Annotated in this window: 17 protein-coding genes; 15 read left to right on the forward strand and 2 right to left on the reverse strand. The window is 50.6% G+C overall.

The window, feature by feature from the left end:
- Positions 1 to 52 precede the first annotated feature (52 nt).
- From HMPREF3119_RS13605 to HMPREF3119_RS13645, 9 genes are all read left to right on the forward strand, one after another.
- A complete protein-coding gene (locus HMPREF3119_RS13605) occupies positions 53 to 1,723 on the forward strand; it encodes an ABC transporter ATP-binding protein/permease (RefSeq protein ID WP_225806405.1) in 1,671 nt (556 codons plus the stop codon).
- Positions 1,720 to 4,518 carry a M16 family metallopeptidase gene (locus tag HMPREF3119_RS13610; RefSeq protein ID WP_070580016.1) on the forward strand — a complete coding sequence of 933 codons (2,799 nt, stop codon included), beginning with the start codon at positions 1,720 to 1,722 and terminating at the stop codon, positions 4,516 to 4,518. Before HMPREF3119_RS13605 ends, HMPREF3119_RS13610 begins: the two co-directional genes overlap by 4 nt.
- Before the next feature lie 3 nt (positions 4,519 to 4,521).
- The gene (locus HMPREF3119_RS13615) at positions 4,522 to 5,235 is read left to right on the forward strand and encodes a cell envelope integrity protein TolA (protein ID WP_070580018.1); all 714 of its coding nucleotides are present in this window, start codon (positions 4,522 to 4,524) and stop codon (positions 5,233 to 5,235) included.
- 622 nt (positions 5,236 to 5,857) lie between these two features.
- On the forward strand, positions 5,858 to 7,297 hold the full coding sequence (locus HMPREF3119_RS13620) for a sensor histidine kinase (RefSeq protein WP_004241960.1): 1,440 nt from the start codon (positions 5,858 to 5,860) through the stop codon (positions 7,295 to 7,297).
- Between the two features lie 21 nt (positions 7,298 to 7,318).
- Complete coding sequence (gene qseG, locus HMPREF3119_RS13625) at positions 7,319 to 8,113, forward strand: two-component system QseEF-associated lipoprotein QseG (protein ID WP_015422610.1); 795 nt, start codon at positions 7,319 to 7,321, stop codon at positions 8,111 to 8,113.
- A gap of 7 nt (positions 8,114 to 8,120) precedes the next feature.
- Positions 8,121 to 9,458 carry a two-component system response regulator GlrR gene (gene glrR / locus HMPREF3119_RS13630; protein WP_049242989.1) on the forward strand — a complete coding sequence of 446 codons (1,338 nt, stop codon included), beginning with the start codon at positions 8,121 to 8,123 and terminating at the stop codon, positions 9,456 to 9,458.
- Between the two features lie 107 nt (positions 9,459 to 9,565).
- On the forward strand, positions 9,566 to 11,188 hold the full coding sequence (locus HMPREF3119_RS13635) for an NAD+ synthase (protein WP_070580019.1): 1,623 nt from the start codon (positions 9,566 to 9,568) through the stop codon (positions 11,186 to 11,188).
- Between the two features lie 12 nt (positions 11,189 to 11,200).
- Positions 11,201 to 11,539: a nitrogen regulatory protein P-II gene (gene glnB, locus HMPREF3119_RS13640; RefSeq protein WP_004236946.1), complete on the forward strand. Its 339-nt coding sequence runs from the start codon at positions 11,201 to 11,203 to the stop codon at positions 11,537 to 11,539.
- Between the two features lie 94 nt (positions 11,540 to 11,633).
- Positions 11,634 to 11,903 carry a hypothetical protein gene (locus HMPREF3119_RS13645; RefSeq protein ID WP_125112263.1) on the forward strand — a complete coding sequence of 90 codons (270 nt, stop codon included), beginning with the start codon at positions 11,634 to 11,636 and terminating at the stop codon, positions 11,901 to 11,903.
- Between the two features lie 145 nt (positions 11,904 to 12,048).
- On the opposite strand, the gene hmpA is transcribed toward HMPREF3119_RS13645, so the two are convergent.
- Positions 12,049 to 13,230, reverse strand: coding sequence for an NO-inducible flavohemoprotein (gene hmpA / locus HMPREF3119_RS13650; RefSeq protein WP_036418509.1), 1,182 nt, complete (start codon positions 13,228 to 13,230; stop codon positions 12,049 to 12,051).
- 370 nt (positions 13,231 to 13,600) lie between these two features.
- Between hmpA and glyA the strand changes: the two genes are divergently transcribed.
- Positions 13,601 to 14,854 (forward strand): serine hydroxymethyltransferase, encoded by a 1,254-nt coding sequence (gene glyA, locus HMPREF3119_RS13655; protein WP_004236943.1) that lies wholly within the window; start codon positions 13,601 to 13,603, stop codon positions 14,852 to 14,854.
- Positions 14,855 to 14,934: 80 nt separating this feature from the next.
- Entirely contained in the window at positions 14,935 to 16,086 is a 1,152-nt protein-coding gene (locus HMPREF3119_RS13660) for a 3-phenylpropionate MFS transporter (RefSeq protein ID WP_004236942.1), read from the forward strand.
- Between the two features lie 55 nt (positions 16,087 to 16,141).
- Here the strand turns inward: HMPREF3119_RS13660 and suhB are convergent, their stop codons facing one another.
- Entirely contained in the window at positions 16,142 to 16,945 is an 804-nt protein-coding gene (gene suhB / locus HMPREF3119_RS13665; RefSeq protein ID WP_032098561.1) for an inositol-1-monophosphatase, read from the reverse strand.
- A gap of 119 nt (positions 16,946 to 17,064) precedes the next feature.
- Between suhB and trmJ the strand changes: the two genes are divergently transcribed.
- The 4 genes from trmJ (at position 17,065) to iscU (ending at position 20,055) form a co-directional block, all read left to right on the forward strand.
- Complete coding sequence (trmJ, locus tag HMPREF3119_RS13670) at positions 17,065 to 17,802, forward strand: tRNA (cytosine(32)/uridine(32)-2'-O)-methyltransferase TrmJ (RefSeq protein ID WP_004236940.1); 738 nt, start codon at positions 17,065 to 17,067, stop codon at positions 17,800 to 17,802.
- An 84-nt stretch (positions 17,803 to 17,886) separates the two neighbouring features.
- Positions 17,887 to 18,378, forward strand: coding sequence for a Fe-S cluster assembly transcriptional regulator IscR (gene iscR / locus HMPREF3119_RS13675; protein WP_004236939.1), 492 nt, complete (start codon positions 17,887 to 17,889; stop codon positions 18,376 to 18,378).
- A 50-nt stretch (positions 18,379 to 18,428) separates the two neighbouring features.
- The gene (locus HMPREF3119_RS13680) at positions 18,429 to 19,643 is read left to right on the forward strand and encodes an IscS subfamily cysteine desulfurase (RefSeq protein ID WP_004236937.1); all 1,215 of its coding nucleotides are present in this window, start codon (positions 18,429 to 18,431) and stop codon (positions 19,641 to 19,643) included.
- A 25-nt stretch (positions 19,644 to 19,668) separates the two neighbouring features.
- A complete protein-coding gene (gene iscU / locus HMPREF3119_RS13685) occupies positions 19,669 to 20,055 on the forward strand; it encodes a Fe-S cluster assembly scaffold IscU (protein ID WP_004236936.1) in 387 nt (128 codons plus the stop codon).

A 20,055-nucleotide genomic window follows, 5' to 3' on the forward strand; every position in this document is an offset into this window, starting at 1 on the left:
AACTGCCGGCGGAAATTCTGTTTTCTGCCGGCAGCCCATGACAAAACACAGTATGAATAGTAAATCTGAATTAAATAAAAATAAATTTATCAAACAGGTCTGGAGCCTGGCCTGTCCGTATTGGAAAAGCCGGGAATGGAAAATAGCCTGGCCGCTGATTATTTCTGTTATTGCACTTAATTATATTGTTGTTGAAATTGCAGTGAAATACAGCGACTGGAACCGTGATTTTTTTAATCTTATGCAGAATAAGGACTGGGATAATTTCTGGCCGATGCTGAGTCAGTTTGTTCTGATCATGGTGGTTTATTCTTCTGTCGATCTTATTGAAGAATATTTGCGCCGGACATTACGTATCCGCTGGCGGGGCTGGCTGACAGAGCGGTTTCTTACGCAGTGGCTGAGCCATAAGCGTATTTACCGGCATCAGCTTTTATACAAAGAGAGTGATAATCCGGATCAGCGTATTGCTCAGGATATAAAAGAATTTTGCGATCAGACATTGCAGCTGGGACTGGGATTACTGCGGACTATCACCAGTCTGGTGTCTTTTACCGTTATTTTATGGAATCTTTCCGGAATACTGACATTTGAACTGGGCGGAATGACATGGGTAATACCGGGATATATGGTATGGGTGGCAATATTGTATTCCGTTATCGGTACATGGCTCACCCATAAAATTACCAGAAAACTGATCCCGCTGACATTTCAGCAGGAAAAATGTGAAGCCGATTTTCGTTTTCATCTGATGCGGGTAAAAGAATACGCGGAATCGATCAGTTTTCTGCGCGGTGAAAAGGCGGAATTATCCTCATCAAAACGGTTATTCGGGAAAATATGGCAGAACTGGCAATATCTGACCGGAATGAAAATGAAATATCAGGCCTTTAACAGCGGATATAATGAGGTCGCCCGCATTTTCCCGTATCTGGTGGCATCGCCGCGGCTGATGAGCGGCAGCCTGCAACTCGGGGATATGATGCAGACCGCAACCGGATTTTACCGGGTACAGGAAGCATTCAGCTGGTTTGTCGATTCTTATGAGTCAGTGGCAAACTGGCGGGCAGTCACCGGGCGTCTGGTGACATTCAGTTCGCAGCTGGATTCTATTACCGGCACCGGCACAATCCGTCAGTCTGATTCTCCCGAATGGTCTGAGTTATCAGTATTTTTACCGGATAACCGCCCGGTTCAGGAAAATATGTCCGGTGCCTTTCCGGACAGCAGCTCAATAACAGGCCCGTCGGGATGCGGGAAAAGTACATTCCTGCGCACACTCGCCGGATTATGGCCGCATTATAAAGGTTCATTATCCATGCCTCCGGATAATAACTGCATGTTTATTCCCCAGAAACCGTATTTACCGGAAGCCACATTGCGGGAAATTTTAATATATCCCCATATTCACGGGGAATATGACGATGCATTGCTGGCCGGTGCATTAACGGATGTGGGACTCAGTCATTTTATTCCTGAACTGGATACCGGGAAAAACTGGCAGCACACATTATCCGGCGGAGAACTTCAGAAAATAATGCTGGCGCGGTGTCTGATACAAAAACCGGCCTGGCTGTTTCTCGATGAGGCCTTATCCGCACTCGATGAGGAAAATTATAAAACACTGAGCCGGTTACTCAGGGAAAAACTGGCTCACAGTCATATTATCGAAATATCTCACAGGGAAGACGTGAGAAATGATAAGCCCGGGTTGATTTTATGAAAAGAATACTACTGATAACCGGCATGTTATTTATTTTGTCCGCCTGTTCCGGTCAGCAGACACAGGTTAATGACCTGCTGAAAATGAAAACACTCCGGTATGACCCGGCAATAGAAACCGGCACGCTGAATAACGGATTTCGTTATTTTCTGGCGGAAAACAGCACACCGGAGAAAAAAGTGTATATCCGGCTGGTTGTTAATGCCGGATCAATGAATGAGGATGATGACCAGAGAGGCGTTGCACATATTGTCGAACATATGGCATTTAACGGAACAACGCATTTCCCCGGTAATAAGCTGATCCGTGACCTGGAAAAAGCGGGATTAAAATTCGGTATTGATATTAATGCATTCACGGATTTTGAAAATACGGTCTACACATTAAATCTGCCGGACAATGACCCGGTAAAAATTAACCTTGCGCTGGATATTGTTGCTGACTGGGCAGGGCGGGTAACCATAAATCAGGCGGACCTGGATGCAGAAAGGGGCGTTGTTCTGGAAGAGTGGCGCGCCAGACTGGGAGCTATACTGCGGCTGGGGGATAAAAAGAGCGCCATTGAGATGGCGGGGTCGCGCTATGCATTACGTGACCCTATCGGGGATGCGGAAACAATACAGAATGTCAGCCGTAAACGGGTGGCTGATTTTTATTATCGCTGGTACAGACCGGATAATATGTCTCTGGTAGTCGCCGGGGATATTAATAAACAACACATCCTGTCTCTGCTGAAAACAAAATTAACGATGCTTCCGGTCAGAACAGATCCGCCTGAGATGATTGATTATTCTGTACCGTTGCCGGAACACTGGCGTACGGCTTTTGTTCATGAAGATGAAATCCGGACACCGGCGGTGGAAATCAGTTTTTTCAGTCCTTATCAGGAGGATTATTCACTGGCCCGTTATAAGGATGATCTGGTTAATCAGATTATGACCCGGCTGATAAATATCCGGTTACAACACCTGGAAAAAGAGAATGATGAGTTTATCAGTACCGCGAATTATTACTCTTCAGCGACCGGACGGGAAACCATACAATCTGTATTTTCCCTGCAATTATCAGATGAAAAATATGATGAAGCCACACTGAGTATTTTTAATTTTCTTGCTACTGTTGAGCAGCAGGGTTTTACACAGGCTGAACTGGATGAAGAGCTTGAGCGGTTAACCCGCCTTAATGAAAAACAGAAAGATAAAACCATTTACAGTATTGATCTTGCGGCGGATATGATGACGGCGGCAGCCAGTCATCAGCTGCTTGCAGGGCAGAATGATAAATTTCTTCTCAATCGCTATTATCTGAAAAATATCACCTTAGCCGATGTGAACAGCGCATTTCATACTATGACAGCCGTGAAATCCCGGTTGGTGATGATAACGCATCCGGAGAAAATACAGCCGCAGGCCATGGATGCGGCAGCACTGGAAAAAAACTGGATTGAAAGTCACCGGTTACCACAGAAAAAATGGGACCCGGCCGCAGAACAAATAACAGAACTACCGGATATTAATGTCACGGCCGGTAGTGTGAAACTTATCAGAACGGCTGAAGAATATAATATCAGGGAATATCAGCTGAGTAACGGCAGCCGGTTAATCTATCAGTACAATAATGATAATCCGGGAAAAGTGTTCTTTAAGGCGCTGACACCCGGCGGATTACGGTCAGTACCGGATGACGATTATCATGCGCTGCGGATTGCCGTCAGCCTGACGGATGAAACCGGTTTTGGCCGTTATCCGCTATCCGCATTACAGGCTGTTTTTAATAAGAGTCCGGTGGTAATGTCAACATTCCTGGATGAGCATCAGCAGGGTTTTTCCGGCTGGGCAGAGACGGATAATCTTGAAAAAATTCTGACGCTTTTTCATCTGAAATTAAATGAAAGCCGGGTAACGGAAAAAGTATGGCGTAAATATAAATCGGAAATGGATAAACAGCTGGCTGAGAATAATAAAGACAGTCAGCATCTCTTTATGCAGAAAATATCATCACTGCGTTATCCGGGTAAACATACCATATATGATGCCACACAGCAGGATCTTGACGTACTGAGTGCGGAAAAACTGACGCAATTGTATGAACGTTATATCAGTAATAAAACCGATTTTACGTATTTTATTACCGGTGATATTCAGCCCCGCGATGCGGAAAAAATTGCAGGAAAATATCTGGCATCTGTTGGTGTAAAAAAGGATGGCAGAGAACCCGTTGCGATTGAAGCCGGAACACCGGAAACACCATTAATTGTCAGGGGATTGCAGGAGCCGCGGGCTGAAGTGGAGATCTATCTTGTCCGCAAAAATGGCTGGCGGCCGGATAATGCCTATTATCTGGAGATCGGCGGTGAGGTGATTCAGGAAAAACTGCGGGAAAAATTACGTGAGGAAGCATCAGGTGTTTACAGTGTCACCGCATGGTTCTGGCACAACCCGTCTGAAATACAGGATGAGGGACGGATCATGTTCACCTGTGCACCGGAACGGGTGGATGAACTGATTGCCCTGAGTGAACGCGTACTGACGGAATTTGAGCACAACGGGATTGATCGGCAGGTATTCAGAAATAAAATCGTTCAGAGCCGCAATATTCTTGAGCGAACCCATAATTCGGTGACCGGCATACTGGAAGATATTGAACGCAGTTATATGCTGACCGGCGGCCCGTTATTAATCGGCGCTTCACTGCGGGCAAATGAAAAGGCATCTCCGGAAGAGACTGAAATGGTTTTACAGGACTTTTTACGTCATGCCGGAAAATTCCATGCGGTATTACTGCCTGCGGAGTAATCAATGAATCGCTGCAAACTGGCCGGTTTATTCTTTTCTCTGTGTCTTCACGGCGGACTGCTTATTTTTTTATTCTGTATCAGCCAGACTGATTATGCGGAAAACGACAATATAAGGACGGATAACCGCAGTGCCATGTTATTGCTGCCTGCGCCGGAAAAGGCGGAGGAACACTCTCCGGATATACCGGAACAGAGCGAGAAAAGCCTGTTACCGGTGATAAGCCCGGCAGCGGATAAAAAATCAGAATGGCAGGCGGAAAAAAACAGAAAAAAACGTGAGAATAAACTGCGGCAGAAAATTAAAAAGCCGGTTACTGCACCGCGGCATGATAAAGATGTGCATAAACCGGCAGAGGTTCCGGATACCGGTTTACAGTCATCTCTGTCGGCCGGAAATCATAACCTGACAACAGCCGATACCGTTGCCGGGCAGCAGAGTGACGACGAGCTGTGGTTATACCGGGAAAAAATGCGCAGAGAGATCCTGCGGTATATTTATTATCCTGCCAGAATCAGAAAGGTCAGCGCAGCCGTTGATATTAATGTCAGTATTTCCGGAACCGGTGCACTTTCTGACCCCGTGGTGATCAGAAGTTCGGGGAACCGGATACTGGATAAAATTGCGCTCAGTGCGGTCAATAAATATCAGCCGGTAGGAATTCCGCCGCCGGGGTTGGACAAAAGCATTGTCCTGACGGTGGATTTTATTAAGTAAACTGCGTGTTTGTTTGCATGTCCGGTATAAAAAATCACCTGTGTCATAAAATAACGACAGTCATCATTTTTAATGTCTCCAAAAGGAGACATCTAATGCATTGATATTTAAAGAGGTAAAAAAGAGCAAAAAAGACTGTCGCAAATCAGAGACGTTTTTTTGTAAAACAGGGAATAAACCGGAAGGTAATACACTGATAACGGTATTCCGGACTATTTTTATCAGGAGATAAAAATATTTTCCCTTTAATAACAGTGTATTGAATTTTATTTTTCAAAGTTGGCACATCAGTTGCAATATCTTCTGCAGTTGCTCATTCAATTTTTTATGTCGGCCCGCAATATGGCGGAAACATGCCACATAAGCCCGGGAATGATGCCAGAGTAAGGTGCCTACCGTCCGTTAATACCGATAACTGCGCAAGCTTTATCAGACACAGGGCGACACGTTGAGTGAGGCACCACCTTAATCTCACTGACGGGACGGCAGGAAACTGTCGTCCCGTCATCATTTTATACCTTCCCTGCATTCTTTCTGTTCTCTTTTTCGCACAGATGCATCCTGATCCTTTTCTCTTATCCCGGATCCGGTTAGCATCATGCACATGACAACAGGTTAAGAGATGACAATCTTGAAAAAATGGCGATTATTTCCGCGCTCGCTGCGTCAGTTGGTTGTGGTGGCATTCTGTCTGGTATTGCTGCCGTTGCTGGGACTGGCATGGCAGGCGTATCAGAGCTTTGATGAGCTGAGTAATCAGGCGGCGCAAATCAGTATCTCAACTGTACAGGATGCGCGGCGCAGTGAGGAAATGTCGAGCCTGGCGCTGGAAATGGAGCGCAGCTACCGCCAGTACTGTGTGCTGGGTAATGAAACCCTGAAAAATGTCTGGCACAAACAGTATCTCCGCTATGAGGACTATCTCGCCCGCCAGAAACAATCCACCCCGGATCCGCGTTATACTGATGATATCGCCGGCAGCCTCGGACAGTTGTCTGTCCTGCAGTGTGAGAACGGCGAGCCGGTTGCGGCGATGACCACTCACCTGGAAGCCTTTGCCCGCAGTAACGCTGATCTGGTGCAGGCTATCCGTGAGGCGAATTTCCGGCGCGGTGAGGAACTTCAGAATGCCATCGCCCGCAAAGGCCAGTCATTCGGCTGGCAGAGCCTGCTGGTGTTTGTCCTGAGCACCGGGCTTATCATTCTGTTTACCCGCATGATTATCGGGCCGGTAAAAGTGATTGAACGGATGGTTAACCGCCTGGGGGAAGGGCGCAATCTGATTCAGCGCCTTGATAATTTTAACGGCCCGAGAGAACTGCGCTCGCTGGCGCTGCGGATTGTTTGGCTGAGTGAGCGCCTCGACTGGCTGGAATCCCAGCGTCATGAATTCCTGCGTCATATTTCCCATGAACTGAAAACCCCGCTGGCCAGTATGCGTGAAGGTACCGAACTGCTGGCGGATGAAGTCGCGGGGCCGCTGACGGCGGATCAGAAAGATGTGGTATCAATATTGAGTGAAAGCAGCCGCCATTTGCAGGTGCTGATTGAACAGTTGCTGGAGTATAACCGCACGCTGGTGGACAGCCCGACAGAAGCCAAATGGGTTAACCTCGATACGGTAGTGCATGAGGTGGTTAATGCCCACAGCTTACCGGCGAGAAGCAAAGAAATCACTACGGACCTTGCTCTGGATGAAACAAGTGTCTGGGCTGAACCCGTCTTATTAACACGTGTACTCGATAATCTCTACTCAAATGCGGTACACTATGGCGCTGAATCGGGTAAGATCCGGATAACCAGCCGGAAAGCCGGTCAGCATATACAGATTGATGTCGCCAATACCGGTACGCCGATCCCGGAAGAAGAGCAGGAAATGATCTTCGAACCGTTCTATCAGGGCTCGCTTCAGCGCAAAGGTGCTGTCAAAGGCAGCGGGCTGGGACTGAGTATTGCCCGGGATTGTATTAACCGGATGGGCGGCGAACTGATATTAGTCGGTTCTGAAGGTGCGGATGTGTGCTTCCGTATTCAGCTTCCGTTCCACACCTTACTGGAATAACAGGTCAGCATTAACTTGAAAATGACATTTAAGTCCCTGATTGCCGCCGTCCCGCTGTTGCTGGCCGGTTGCGTAAAAACCGCAACGCCGCCGGATCTCTCCGCGCTGGCCTCTGTTGTCCTGCCGCAGGAGCGGACGGCGGATTACCGGATTGCGGACTGCCACGCTATCTGGGAACTCAACTCTGCGGCCGCGACAGAAAACGCGCTTTACTGGCTGCGGATGATGGATTGTGCTGATCTGCTCAGCAGTGATACAGCCCGCATTATGGCGGGGAAAATCACCCCGGACAGCTGGGATACTGCACTGCGTCAGAGCATTCTGCTTAATAACACCGGCACCTCCGCCAATGACAAGCGTAAGGTGCTCGAGACCCTGAATGCCTACAGTGCCGGGTTCCCGGTCTCTCTGCGTCCGCTGATGACCCTGTGGCGTGATCAACTGAAACAGGCGATTGCCCTGAGTGACGAACGCCAGCGCTACCGCCGCCTGCAGAGCGATACGGACGGCAAAATTGATCAGCTGCGTGCGGTTAACTCCCGCCTGCAGTTTGAATTACAGAATACCACCCGCAAGCTGGATAACCTGAGCAACATTGAGCGCCAGCTGGCCGGCCGCAAACAGCCGACCAAAGCGGATGCGGAACTGGAAAATGCGCTCGAGGAGCGCCGTGAGGCATTAGAAGAGGCAGCAGGTACGGCAGAGCCGAAACCGGCGGAAGCAAAACCTGCGGATGTCAAACCGGCAGAAGCCAAACCGGCTGCCGCAGAAACAAAAGCCGCAGAAACAAAACCGGCACAGGAAAAAAAGGAGTAACCCCGGCATGACAGCACGCCGCAGCGCAAACTTATTATTGGTTGATGATGATCCGGGTTTACTGAAACTGCTGGGTATGCGCCTGAGCAGTGAAGGTTTCCGGGTATCAACGGCAGAAAGCGGCCCTGAAGCGCTGAAGGTACTCAATAAAGAAAAAATCGATCTGGTCATCAGCGACCTGCGGATGGATGAAATGGATGGTATGGCGCTGTTTGCCGAGATCCAGAAAACCCATTCCGGCATGCCGGTGATTATCCTGACGGCTCACGGCTCCATTCCGGATGCCGTGGCTGCCACCCGTGAGGGCGTGTTCAGCTTCCTGACCAAACCGGTGGATCGCGATGCTTTATATAAAGCGATTGACGATGCGCTGGCACTCTCCACCACGGTCAGTGATGAATCCTGGTGTGAGGGGGTTGTGACCCGCAGCCCGCTGATGCTGCGTCTGCTGGAACAGGCACGTATGGTGGCGCAATCCGATGTCAGTGTGCTGATCAATGGTCAGAGCGGTACCGGGAAAGAGGTACTGGCCCAGGCTATCCACAAAGCCAGTCCGAGAGCGAAAAAACCGTTTATCGCCATCAACTGTGGTGCACTGCCGGAGCAGTTGCTGGAATCCGAGCTGTTCGGCCATGCCAAAGGTGCCTTTACCGGCGCGGTGAGCAGCCGGGAAGGGCTGTTCCAGGCGGCAGAGAGCGGCACACTGTTCCTCGATGAAATCGGGGATATGCCGATGCCGCTGCAGGTCAAACTGCTGCGTGTTCTGCAGGAGCGCAAAGTGCGCCCGCTCGGCAGTAACCGCGACATTGATATTGATGTCCGCGTCATTTCCGCGACACACCGCGATTTACCCAAGGCGATGGAAAAACACGAATTCCGTGAAGATCTCTACTACCGCCTCAATGTGGTTAACCTGAAAATTCCGACACTCCATGAGCGGGCTGAAGATATCCCGCTGCTGGCCAATCATATTCTGCGCGAAGCGGCGAAAAAGCATAAGCCGTTTGTCCGCAGCTTCTCTCCGGATGCCATGAAATGCCTGATGGGCGCGAGCTGGCCGGGCAACGTCCGTCAGCTGCTTAACGTTATCGAGCAGTGTGTGGCGCTGTCCACCGTGCCGGTGATCAGTGAGGCTCTGGTGACTCAGGCGCTGGAAGGAGAAAATACGGCGCTGCCGACCTTTGCGGAAGCCCGTAACCAGTTTGAACTCAATTATTTACGCAAACTTCTCCAGATGACCAAAGGTAACGTGACCAATGCTGCCCGTCTGGCAGGGCGTAACCGGACAGAGTTCTATAAATTACTGTCCCGTCATGAGCTGGATGCGGCCGACTTTAAAGAATAAGCAAAGAATCGGTGTGAACCGGCACATTTTGCTATCATCTTCATTATTAGCTGTTTTATTATTAATTTTTACATACGGTGAGATCTATCCCGGGAGAGCAGGATTTTATGCGTCGTACACTTAATATCGCCCTGGCCCAGCTGAATTTTCTGGTCGGAGATATCGAAGGCAATGGTGAACGTATTCTGAAAACCATGGCGGAACAGCAGGCGGCAGGGGCTGACCTGGTCATGTTTTCCGAACTGGCATTGTCCGGGTATTCACCGGAAGACCTGGTTTTCCGTCCCGATTTTCATCAGCGGATAGTGCAGAGCCTCACCCGGATCCAACAGGCCAGCGGTGACTGTGCTGTGCTGGTGGGACACCCGTGGCAGGAAAACGGTCACATTTATAACGCCCTCTCTTTCTTTGAGAAAGGGGAACTCCGCGCCCGTTATTTCAAACAGGAACTGCCGAACTACGGCGTGTTTGATGAAAAACGCTGGTTTACGGCAGGGACAGAAACCTGTGTGATTGATTTTCGCGGCTACCGCCTCGGGTTACTTATTTGTGAGGATATCTGGACTGACGGTCCGGTTGATGCCCTGAAAGCGGCCGGTGCGGAAATCATTCTGACACTGAATGCGTCACCGTATTCCACTGATAAAATTGATACCCGGGATGTGCTGATACAGGCACACTGCCGCCGTACCGGGCTGCCGCTGGTCTATCTCAACCAGGTCGGCGGGCAGGATGAACTTATTTTTGATGGTGATTCCGCTGTTTTCGCCGCAGATGGCAGCGTAACGCATCGTCTTGCTGCGTTTTCAGAGCAGGTCGCGCAGTGTCACTTTACGGATTTAACCATCACGCCGATGGTGGATCCGGCACCGTCGTTACCTGTTCTGGCTCAGGTTTATCAGGGACTGGTGCTGGCAACGCGGGATTATGTCCGCAAAAATGGTTTTCAGGGAGCGCTGCTGGGCCTGTCCGGCGGGATTGATTCCGGCCTGACTGTCGCCATTGCTGCAGATGCACTGGGTAAAGACAAAGTGCAGGCGGTGATGATGCCGTTCCGTTACACCTCGGATATCAGTATCCACGATGCCCGTGAGCAGGCAGAGCTGCTGGGTGTGGAATTTGATGTGGTGTCTATTGAGCCGATGTTTGAAGCCTTTATGCACGAACTGGCACCGAAATTCGCCGGAACACCGGTTGATACCACCGAAGAGAATTTACAGGCACGCTGCCGTGCGGTGATCCTGATGGCGATGTCCAACAAACGCCGCCGCATTGTGCTGACCACCAGTAATAAAAGCGAGTGTGCGGTTGGTTACTCCACACTGTACGGGGATATGGCCGGGGGCTTTAATGTCCTGAAAGATGTGCCGAAAACTATGGTGTTTGAACTGGCAAGATACCGCAACACACTCTCTCCGGCGATTCCGGAGCGGGTTATCACCCGTCCGCCGTCAGCAGAGCTGGCACCGGGTCAGCTGGATCAGGACAGTCTGCCGCCGTATGACATCCTCGATGCCCTGCTGGCCGGGTATGTTGAAAAAGATATGTCCGCAGATGAACTGATCGCCGCCGGGTTTGATGAAGCGGTGGTCCGCAAGGTTATCCGGCTGGTGGATATCAATGAATACAAACGCCGCCAGTCACCGGTGGGACCGCGCATTACCGCCCGGAACTTTGGCAAAGATCGCCGTTACCCGATTACATCCGGGTTTGGCCGCAAAAATTGGTAACAGGATCTGACAATGAAAAAGATTGAGGCAATTATTAAGCCGTTTAAACTCGATGATGTCCGCGAAGCTCTGGCCGAAGTGGGGATCACCGGGATGACCGTGACAGAGGTGAAGGGTTTCGGCCGTCAGAAAGGGCATACGGAACTGTATCGCGGTGCGGAATATATGGTGGATTTTCTGCCGAAGGTAAAAATTGAAATTGTTGTCGCCGATGACATTCTCGAAACCTGTGTGGAAACCATTATGCAGACGGCGCAGACCGGTAAGATCGGTGACGGTAAAATCTTTGTGTTCGATGTGGCACAGGTTGTCCGGATCCGTACCGGGGAACAGGATGAAGATGCTATCTGAGTTCTGCTGAGCATCCCTGCAAATCAAACGTATCCGGCGGCTGTTATTTCTGACACCGCCGGATTCTTTTATCTGTCAGTAAAAGGAGAAGACTGTGCGGACAATACATGTGCGGGCAATACAATGGATAGTGGCGGTGTGTGTTGTGGTTATTATTCTGGTTATGGCCGGTATTATTATTCTGCAGTCAGCAATGAAAGACCCCGGTCAGCATGAATTACCGGCACTTTTTGCGGAGGTTTCCGGGATGAATTTAAATAAAGAAGAACAGGATGAGCTGGAAACGTGTATCAATTCGGCCAAGGTGATGTATTTCTCACAGGCAGTAAAAAAATGTGTGAACCGGGCCCGGTATAAAAACTGACGGGCAAAAAAAAGAGTAACAGTGAACCGGGCGAAAGGATGGGATAGATATAAATTCGGCGGTTATGTCACTGTTACTCAAATGTGCTTCAGCTTAAGCACATACGCTGAATATCCAGCGTGTTGTTATTGTTGTTCTGTCGCGATTATAAAATTTTGTGCGGACCGAAACATTCATAATGGATCTGGTCTGCATTAACGCCCATTGCAGTCAGCTGACGCGCAATGTGTTGCATAAAGGCTACCGGGCCGCACAGGTAATAGTGGCGGGTTTTACTGAGCAGAGCATCCTGCTGAGCCGTTAAATCCATCAGCCCGGTCAGGTGCGGATGAGCTTCATCTGCGCGCGGCTCTCTGTACCAGACGGTCTGGCTGAACGCAGGCAACTGCGCACCAAACCGGTTTACTTCCTCCGCAAAGGCATGCACGCCGCCGTGCTCTGCCGCGTGCAGCCAGGTCACATCCGCCGGATGCTGTTGTGCGGCGAGTGTCTGCAGCATAGCCATCATCGGTGTTAAGCCGACACCGGCTGAAATCAGGACCACCGGGGTTTCTTTTTCTGCCTCCAGGAAGAAATCCCCCAGCGGTGGTGTCAGTCTGACCACATCGCCTTCCTGCACATTAGCGTGCAGCCAGCCGGAAATCGTACCTTTGTCTTCACGTTTGACCGCAATCCGGTAGGTTTTACCGTCCGGTGCCTGCGTCAGGGAATACTGGCGGATCTCCTGATTTTCCAGCGCATCATCATTGATATAGACACTGATATACTGCCCCGGGCGGTAATCCGCGACAGGCTTATCATCAACCGGCGCCAGTTCGAAACTGGTAATAAGTTCACTCTGCGGCTGTTTGCGGATCACGCGGAATTCACGCAGTCCTTCCCATCCGCCCTGTAAAGCCGCTTTTTCCTGATACAGCCCGGCTTCGCGCTGAATAAAGATATCCGCCAGCACGCCGTACGCTTTCCCCCAGGCGGTAAGGACTTCCTCACCCGGATTGAGCAACTCTTCAATGGTGGCAAGCAGGTTTTCCCCGACAATCGGATAATGCTCAGGTCTGATCATCAGACTGGCGTGCTTGTTGGCAATTTTTTCCACTGCCGCACCCAGTGCGCCGAGGTTATCAATATTCATGGCATAGGCGCAGACCGCATTAAACAACGCTTCACGCTGTGCGCCGTTCTGCTGGTGGCTCATGGTGAAGATATCTTTTAACTCCGGGTGCTGACGAAACATGCGGTCATAGAAATGGGCGGTCAGTTTCGGGCCGGTGGCGGCAATCAGTGGGGCGGTGGATTTTACGGTGGCGATAGTTTGTGCATCGAGCATAGCAGGGCTCCTGAAAAAGCATCACATCAGTGTGAAATTTATAACATGTATTTTTTATGCAACTTATAATACAGGGCAGAATTTGTAAAGCGCAAATTTTTCTGCTGTTTCTGAAAATCCGGTGAAAATAGCGAAATTGATCAGTGAGCGTGGGTAAGAGGGGATCACAAATCCGGTATTGTGTCCGATGGACAGGATATTCTTATGAAATAATAAGCATGCTAATTACCTGATTTTACCGCTATGCAATCGTTTGCGTATTTTTTGTTTCCGGGGCTATCTCAATTCAGAAAAAGGGTTTACACTGTAGGGCATTCGTCCCCGGAAAGGGGTGTTTTTTTATCGGCATCAGGCGAGTCAGGAGAAGCGAATGTTAAAGCGTGAAATGAATATTGCAGATTACGACCCACAACTCTGGCAGGCGATGAAAGACGAAGATCGTCGTCAGGAAGAGCACATTGAATTAATTGCCTCTGAAAACTATACCAGCCCGCGCGTTATGGAAGCTCAGGGCTCCCAGCTCACCAACAAATATGCAGAAGGGTATCCGGGCAAACGCTACTACGGCGGCTGCGAATATGTGGATATCGTTGAACAGCTGGCGATTGACCGTGCAAAAGAACTGTTCGGCGCAGACTATGCCAACGTTCAGCCGCACTCAGGTTCCCAGGCTAACGTTGCAGTGTACTCCGCACTGCTGTCACCGGGCGATACAGTATTAGGGATGAACTTAGCGGAAGGCGGTCACCTGACTCACGGCTCTCCGGTAAACTTCTCCGGTAAACTGTACAATATCGTCCCTTACGGTATCGATTCTGCCGGTAAAATCGATTATGACGATGTCGCTGAACAGGCGAAAAAACATCAGCCGAAAATGATCATCGGCGGCTTCTCTGCTTACTCCGGTGTGGTTGACTGGGCGAAAATGCGTGAAATCGCTGACAGCATCGGTGCTTACCTGTTTGTTGATATGGCCCACGTAGCCGGTCTGGTTGCTGCGGGTGTTTATCCTAACCCGGTTCCGCATGCTCACGTTGTCACCACTACCACGCACAAAACCCTGGCGGGTCCGCGCGGCGGGATGATCCTCGCGAAAGGCGGTGATGAAGATCTGTACAAAAAACTGAACTCAGCGGTATTCCCGGGTAACCAGGGGGGTCCGCTGATGCACGTTATCGCCGGTAAAGCCGTGGCGTTAAAAGAAGCAATGGAGCCTGAATTTAAAGCAAATCAGGTCCAGGTTGTGAAAAATGCCAAAGCAATGGTTGAAGTCTTCCTGAACCGTGGTTATAAAGTGGTGTCCGGCGGTACTGAGAACCATCTGTTCCTGGTGGATCTGGTCGATAAAGACATCACCGGTAAAGATGCGGATGCGGCACTGGGCCGTGCAAACATCACTGTCAACAAAAACAGTGTGCCGAACGATCCGAAGAGCCCGTTTGTGACTTCCGGTATCCGTGTCGGTTCCCCGGCGATCACCCGCCGCGGCTTCAAAGAAGCAGAAGCCCGTGAACTGGCCGGCTGGATGTGTGACGTGTTAGATAACCTCAATGATGAAGCGACCATTGAAGCTGTGAAACAAAAAGTTCTGGCTATCTGCGCGAAATATCCGGTTTACGCATAATCGCGTTACCAATCTGATGTAACCAAAACCCGCTTCGTTCGCCGCGAGCGGGTTTTTTGTATTCCTGAAAGGAGAGGCAGATGTTTGTTCCGTCATCGCTCTGGCTGGCGCTTGATTATTTTACGTATTTTTTTTCCTACGGGATTTTTCTTCCCTACTGGGGCGCATGGCTGAAAGGTGAAGGGCATGATGTGGCAACGGTCGGTATGCTGCTCAGTGTGGGGCTGGTGGCGCGGTTCGTCGGCAGCCTGTTTATCACACCGCTGTTTAAAGACCCGTCACGGCTGATTTTTGCCCTGAGACTGATGGCGCTCTGTTCTTTCCTGTTCGCGGTGGCGTTTTATTTCGGTTCTCACTGGCTCTGGCTCTTTTTTGTTATGGCCGGATTCAACCTCTTTTTCTCGCCGATGATCCCGCTGGGGGATTCCCTCGCCGCAACCTGGCAAAAACAGTTTCCGATGGATTACGGCTCGATCCGTGTCTGGGGATCGGTGGCATTTATCATCGCCACCTCGGTTACCGGGATGCTGATGGATATCTGGAAGCATGAGGTGATCCTGGCGGCGCTGGTGGTCAGTACCGGCTCACTGCTGCTGACGTCACTGCTGCGCCCGCGCATTATGCCGTCCGGGGAAATGAAACAGCGCGGGCCGCAGGTAAAATTCCGTGTTCTGCTGAAAGACAATGCGGTAGTCCGCTTTCTGCTGTGTGTGAGTTTGTTGCAGGGGGCGCATGCCGCCTATTACGGCTTCAGTGTGATTTACTGGCAGAAGGTGGGGTACTCTGATGCCGCGATCGGCTATCTCTGGTCGCTGGGTGTGGTGGCGGAAGTGATTGTCTTTACCTTCAGTAATAAGCTGTTCCGCCGCTGGAGTGCGGCCAATCTGTTACTGCTTTCCGGTATCTGCGGTATTCTGCGCTGGTCACTGCTGGGCATGTCGGCGGCACTGCCGGTGCTGATTGCGGCGCAGATCCTGCATAGCGGTACCTATACAGTGTGTCATCTGGCGGCTATGCGCTTTATCGGTGCGCGCAAATCCACGGAAATCATTCCGTTACAGGCGGCGTATTCTGCGCTGGCAATGGGCGGGGCGATTGCGGTGATGACGCTGGTGGCGGGGTATCTGTATGAGGATATCCACGGCGGCATATTTTATCTGATGGCACTGACAGTACTTCCGGCACTGTTCCTGCGCCCGAAAGTCCGGCCGCAGACCCCGGAAAACGCATAATAAAAAAGGGTTATGACGAAAGTCATAACCCTTTTTCACATCTGGCGGAACAGAATCAGCGTTTCAGAGACTCAGTCAGCTCATCACGCAGTTCTGCCAGCAGTTCGCGGACCACACGCGGGCTGCCCGCAACGATGTTACCGCTGTCGATATAACGGTGGTTACCGGTGAAGTCAGTAACGATACCGCCCGCTTCACGGACCAGCAGTTCACCACCGAGGAAGTCCCACGGCTTCAGGCCGATTTCAAAGAAACCGTCCACACGGCCGGCAGCGAGATAAGCCAGATCCAGTGCGGCAGAGCCGGTACGGCGGAAGTCTGAGCAGCGGGTAAACAGTTTGCCGAGCATTTTGATATAGGTATCAGCGTGCTGTTTGGCTTTGAACGGGAAGCCGGTAGCCAGTACCGCGCCGTCGAGATCACGGGCAGTCGCACCGCGCAGACGGTAGCCGTTTAATTGTGCGCCCTGACCACGGACCGCAGAGAATAATTCGTTACGCATCGGATCGTAAACAACCGCCACTTCAGTGCGGCCTTTGATACGGAATGCGATAGATACCGCGAAGTGCGGGAGACGTTTGACGAAGTTGGTGGTGCCATCCAGGGGATCAATCACCCATTGCATATCATGTTCTTCACCGGGTAACTCACCACACTCTTCGGAGATAATGGTGTGCTTCGGATAAGATTTGCGGATGATCTCGATAATCATCTGCTCGGCTTCGCGATCCACGTTGGTCACAAAGTCATTGGAACCTTTCTGAGTTGTCTCAACAGTGTCAGGCATTTCATAGTGTTTGGCAATCAGGTTGCCGGCCTTACGTGCAGCACGTATGGCGATGGTAAGCATCGGATGCATGGGGTTGTCCACCGGGATGTTAAAGAACGAAAATAAACGCGGCAGAGTATAACAGGTGATCGTCAATCTGACTATTCTTGTGTTAAGATATTGCGATAATTTCTCAAAGAAAGTGTGTTATGTCCGAAAATATCCGAATCGTCCTGGTTGAAACCTCACATACAGGCAATATGGGCTCCGCTGCGCGGGCTATGAAAACAATGGGGTTATCCAGCCTTTATCTGGTCAATCCGCAGGTACAGCCGGACTCTCACGCCATCGCGCTGTCTGCCGGTGCCAGTGATGTTATCGGCAATGCAAAGATTGTCAGCACCCTGGATGAGGCGATTGCCGGTTGTGAACTGGTGATCGGCACCAGTGCCCGGTCACGCACACTGCCGTGGCCGATGGTTGAACCGCGTGAATGCGGGGAAAAAAGTGTTAAAATCGCACAGACCGCACCGGTCGCGATTATTTTCGGCCGTGAACGTGTCGGGCTGACCAACGATGAATTGCAGAAGTGTAATTATCATCTTTATATCCCGACCAACCCGGAATACGGCTCGCTGAACCTGGCGATGGCGGTGCAGCTGGTCAGTTATGAGATCCGGATGGCATTTCTTGCCTCTCAGAATGAGAGCGAACCGGCAAATAATGATGAGGCAGATGAGGTACACTATCCGCCGGCGGATGATATGGAGCGGTTTTACACGCATCTGGAATCGGTACTGAATGAATCCGGTTTTATCCGCAAAGCACACCCGGGTCAGATTATGAACCGTCTGCGCCGCTTATTTACCCGCGCGCATCCGGAAACACAGGAGCTGAATATCCTGCGTGGAATCCTGACTTCTGTTGAGAAATGGGCGAAAAAATAGTTGAGTAAATTACTGGGTTAAATAGTTGACTAAATTACTCAGGAATGACACAATTTCTTCACCATTTATCACGGGGATCCGGTTATGAGACTGACATCAAAAGGGCGCTATGCGGTAACCGCTATGCTCGACGTAGCGCTGCACTCCCATGAGGGGCCCGTACCACTGGCTGACATTTCTGAACGTCAGGGTATCTCCCTCTCTTATCTTGAGCAACTCTTCTCCCGTCTGCGTAAAAACGAGCTGGTTTCCAGCGTTCGCGGGCCGGGCGGCGGGTATCTTCTGGCACGCGGTGCCGGTGAGATTTTCATTGCTCAGGTCATCTCGGCCGTCGATGAATCCGTTGATGCGACCCGCTGTCAGGGAACCCAGGAAGGCTGTCAGGGCGGTGACCGCTGTCTGACACACGCGCTGTGGCGTGACCTGAGTGACCGTATTACTGATTTCTTAAGCAGTATCAGTCTGGAAGAGTTAGTAAATCATAAAGAAGTGATTGATGTTGCTGATCGCCAGGATGATAAACGTCGTGCACATAATCTGGCAATTAACGAAACGATTATCAATCTGCAAGCATAAGCAGAAACCTGCGTTAACAACGCAACCGTAGTTCATGGAGCAATTGAGCGATGAAATTACCGATTTATTTAGATTACTCAGCAACCACCCCGGTTGATCCGCGTGTTGCTGAAAAAATGATGCAATGCCTCACAATGGACGGCATCTTCGGCAACCCGGCGTCACGTTCTCACCGTTTTGGCTGGCAGGCCGAAGAGGCTGTCGATATTGCCCGTAACCAGATTGCTGATCTGGTCGGCGCTGACCCGCGTGAAATCGTGTTCACTTCCGGTGCCACCGAGTCTGACAACCTGGCGATTAAAGGTGCAGCCAAATTCTATGAGAAAAAAGGCAAGCACATTATTACCTGTAAAACTGAGCACAAAGCGGTACTCGATACCTGCCGTCAGTTAGAGCGCGAAGGGTTTGAAGTAACCTATCTTGCGCCGCAGCGTAATGGCCTGATCGACCTGGCTGAACTCGAAGCTGCAATGCGTGAAGACACCATTTTAGTTTCAATCATGCATGTGAATAACGAAATCGGTGTGATTCAGGATATCGAAGCGATCGGTGAACTGTGCCGCAGCAAAGGGATTGTTTTCCATGTGGATGCCACCCAGAGCGTTGGTAAAGTGCCGGTTGATTTAAGTAAACTGAAAGTGGATCTGATGTCCTTCTCCGGCCATAAGATTTACGGCCCGATGGGTATCGGCGCACTGTATGTCCGCCGCAAACCGCGTATCCGCATTGAAGCGCAGATGCACGGCGGTGGTCACGAGCGCGGTATGCGTTCCGGTACACTGGCAGTCCATCAGATTGTCGGTATGGGTGAAGCTTACCGTATCGCCAAAGAAGAGATGGCAGCGGAAGCTGAGCGTCTGTCCGCACTGCGTATGCGTCTGTGGAACGGTATCAAAGATATCGAAGAAACCTATCTGAACGGTTGCCCGGAGCACTCCGCACCGAATATTCTTAACGTCAGTTTCAACTATGTTGAAGGTGAATCCCTGATGATGGCGCTGAAAGATCTCGCGGTATCATCCGGTTCTGCCTGTACGTCCGCCAGCCTGGAGCCGTCATATGTTCTGCGCGCCCTGGGTATGACCGACGAACTGGCGCACAGCTCAATCCGCTTCTCTCTGGGTCGTTTCACGACTGAGGAAGAGATTGACTATGCTATCAAACTTATCCATAACGCAATTGGCCGCCTGCGCGATCTTTCCCCGCTGTGGGAAATGCACAAGCAAGGTGTTGATATTAACAGTATTGAATGGTCACACCATTAATCAGACGGTTTCAGGAGTATAAACAATGGCTTATAGCGATAAAGTAATCGATCACTACGAAAACCCGCGCAACGTCGGTTCATTCGACAACGAAGACCCGACTGTCGGCAGCGGCATGGTGGGTGCACCGGCCTGTGGTGACGTAATGAAGTTACAGATCAAAGTTGATGATAACGGCGTGATTGAAGACGCACGTTTCAAAACCTACGGCTGCGGCTCGGCGATTGCGTCAAGCTCACTGGTGACTGAGTGGATGAAAGGGAAGACCCTGGATGAAGCGGAAGCCATCAAAAATACCGCGATTGCGGAAGAACTGGAATTACCGCCGGTGAAAATTCACTGCTCGATTCTGGCTGAAGATGCGATCAAAGCAGCAATTGCGGATTACAAAAGTAAACGCCGGGGCAACTAA

The organism is Morganella sp. HMSC11D09 (assembly GCF_001807955.1).
Classification (GTDB): domain Bacteria; phylum Pseudomonadota; class Gammaproteobacteria; order Enterobacterales; family Enterobacteriaceae; genus Morganella; species Morganella morganii.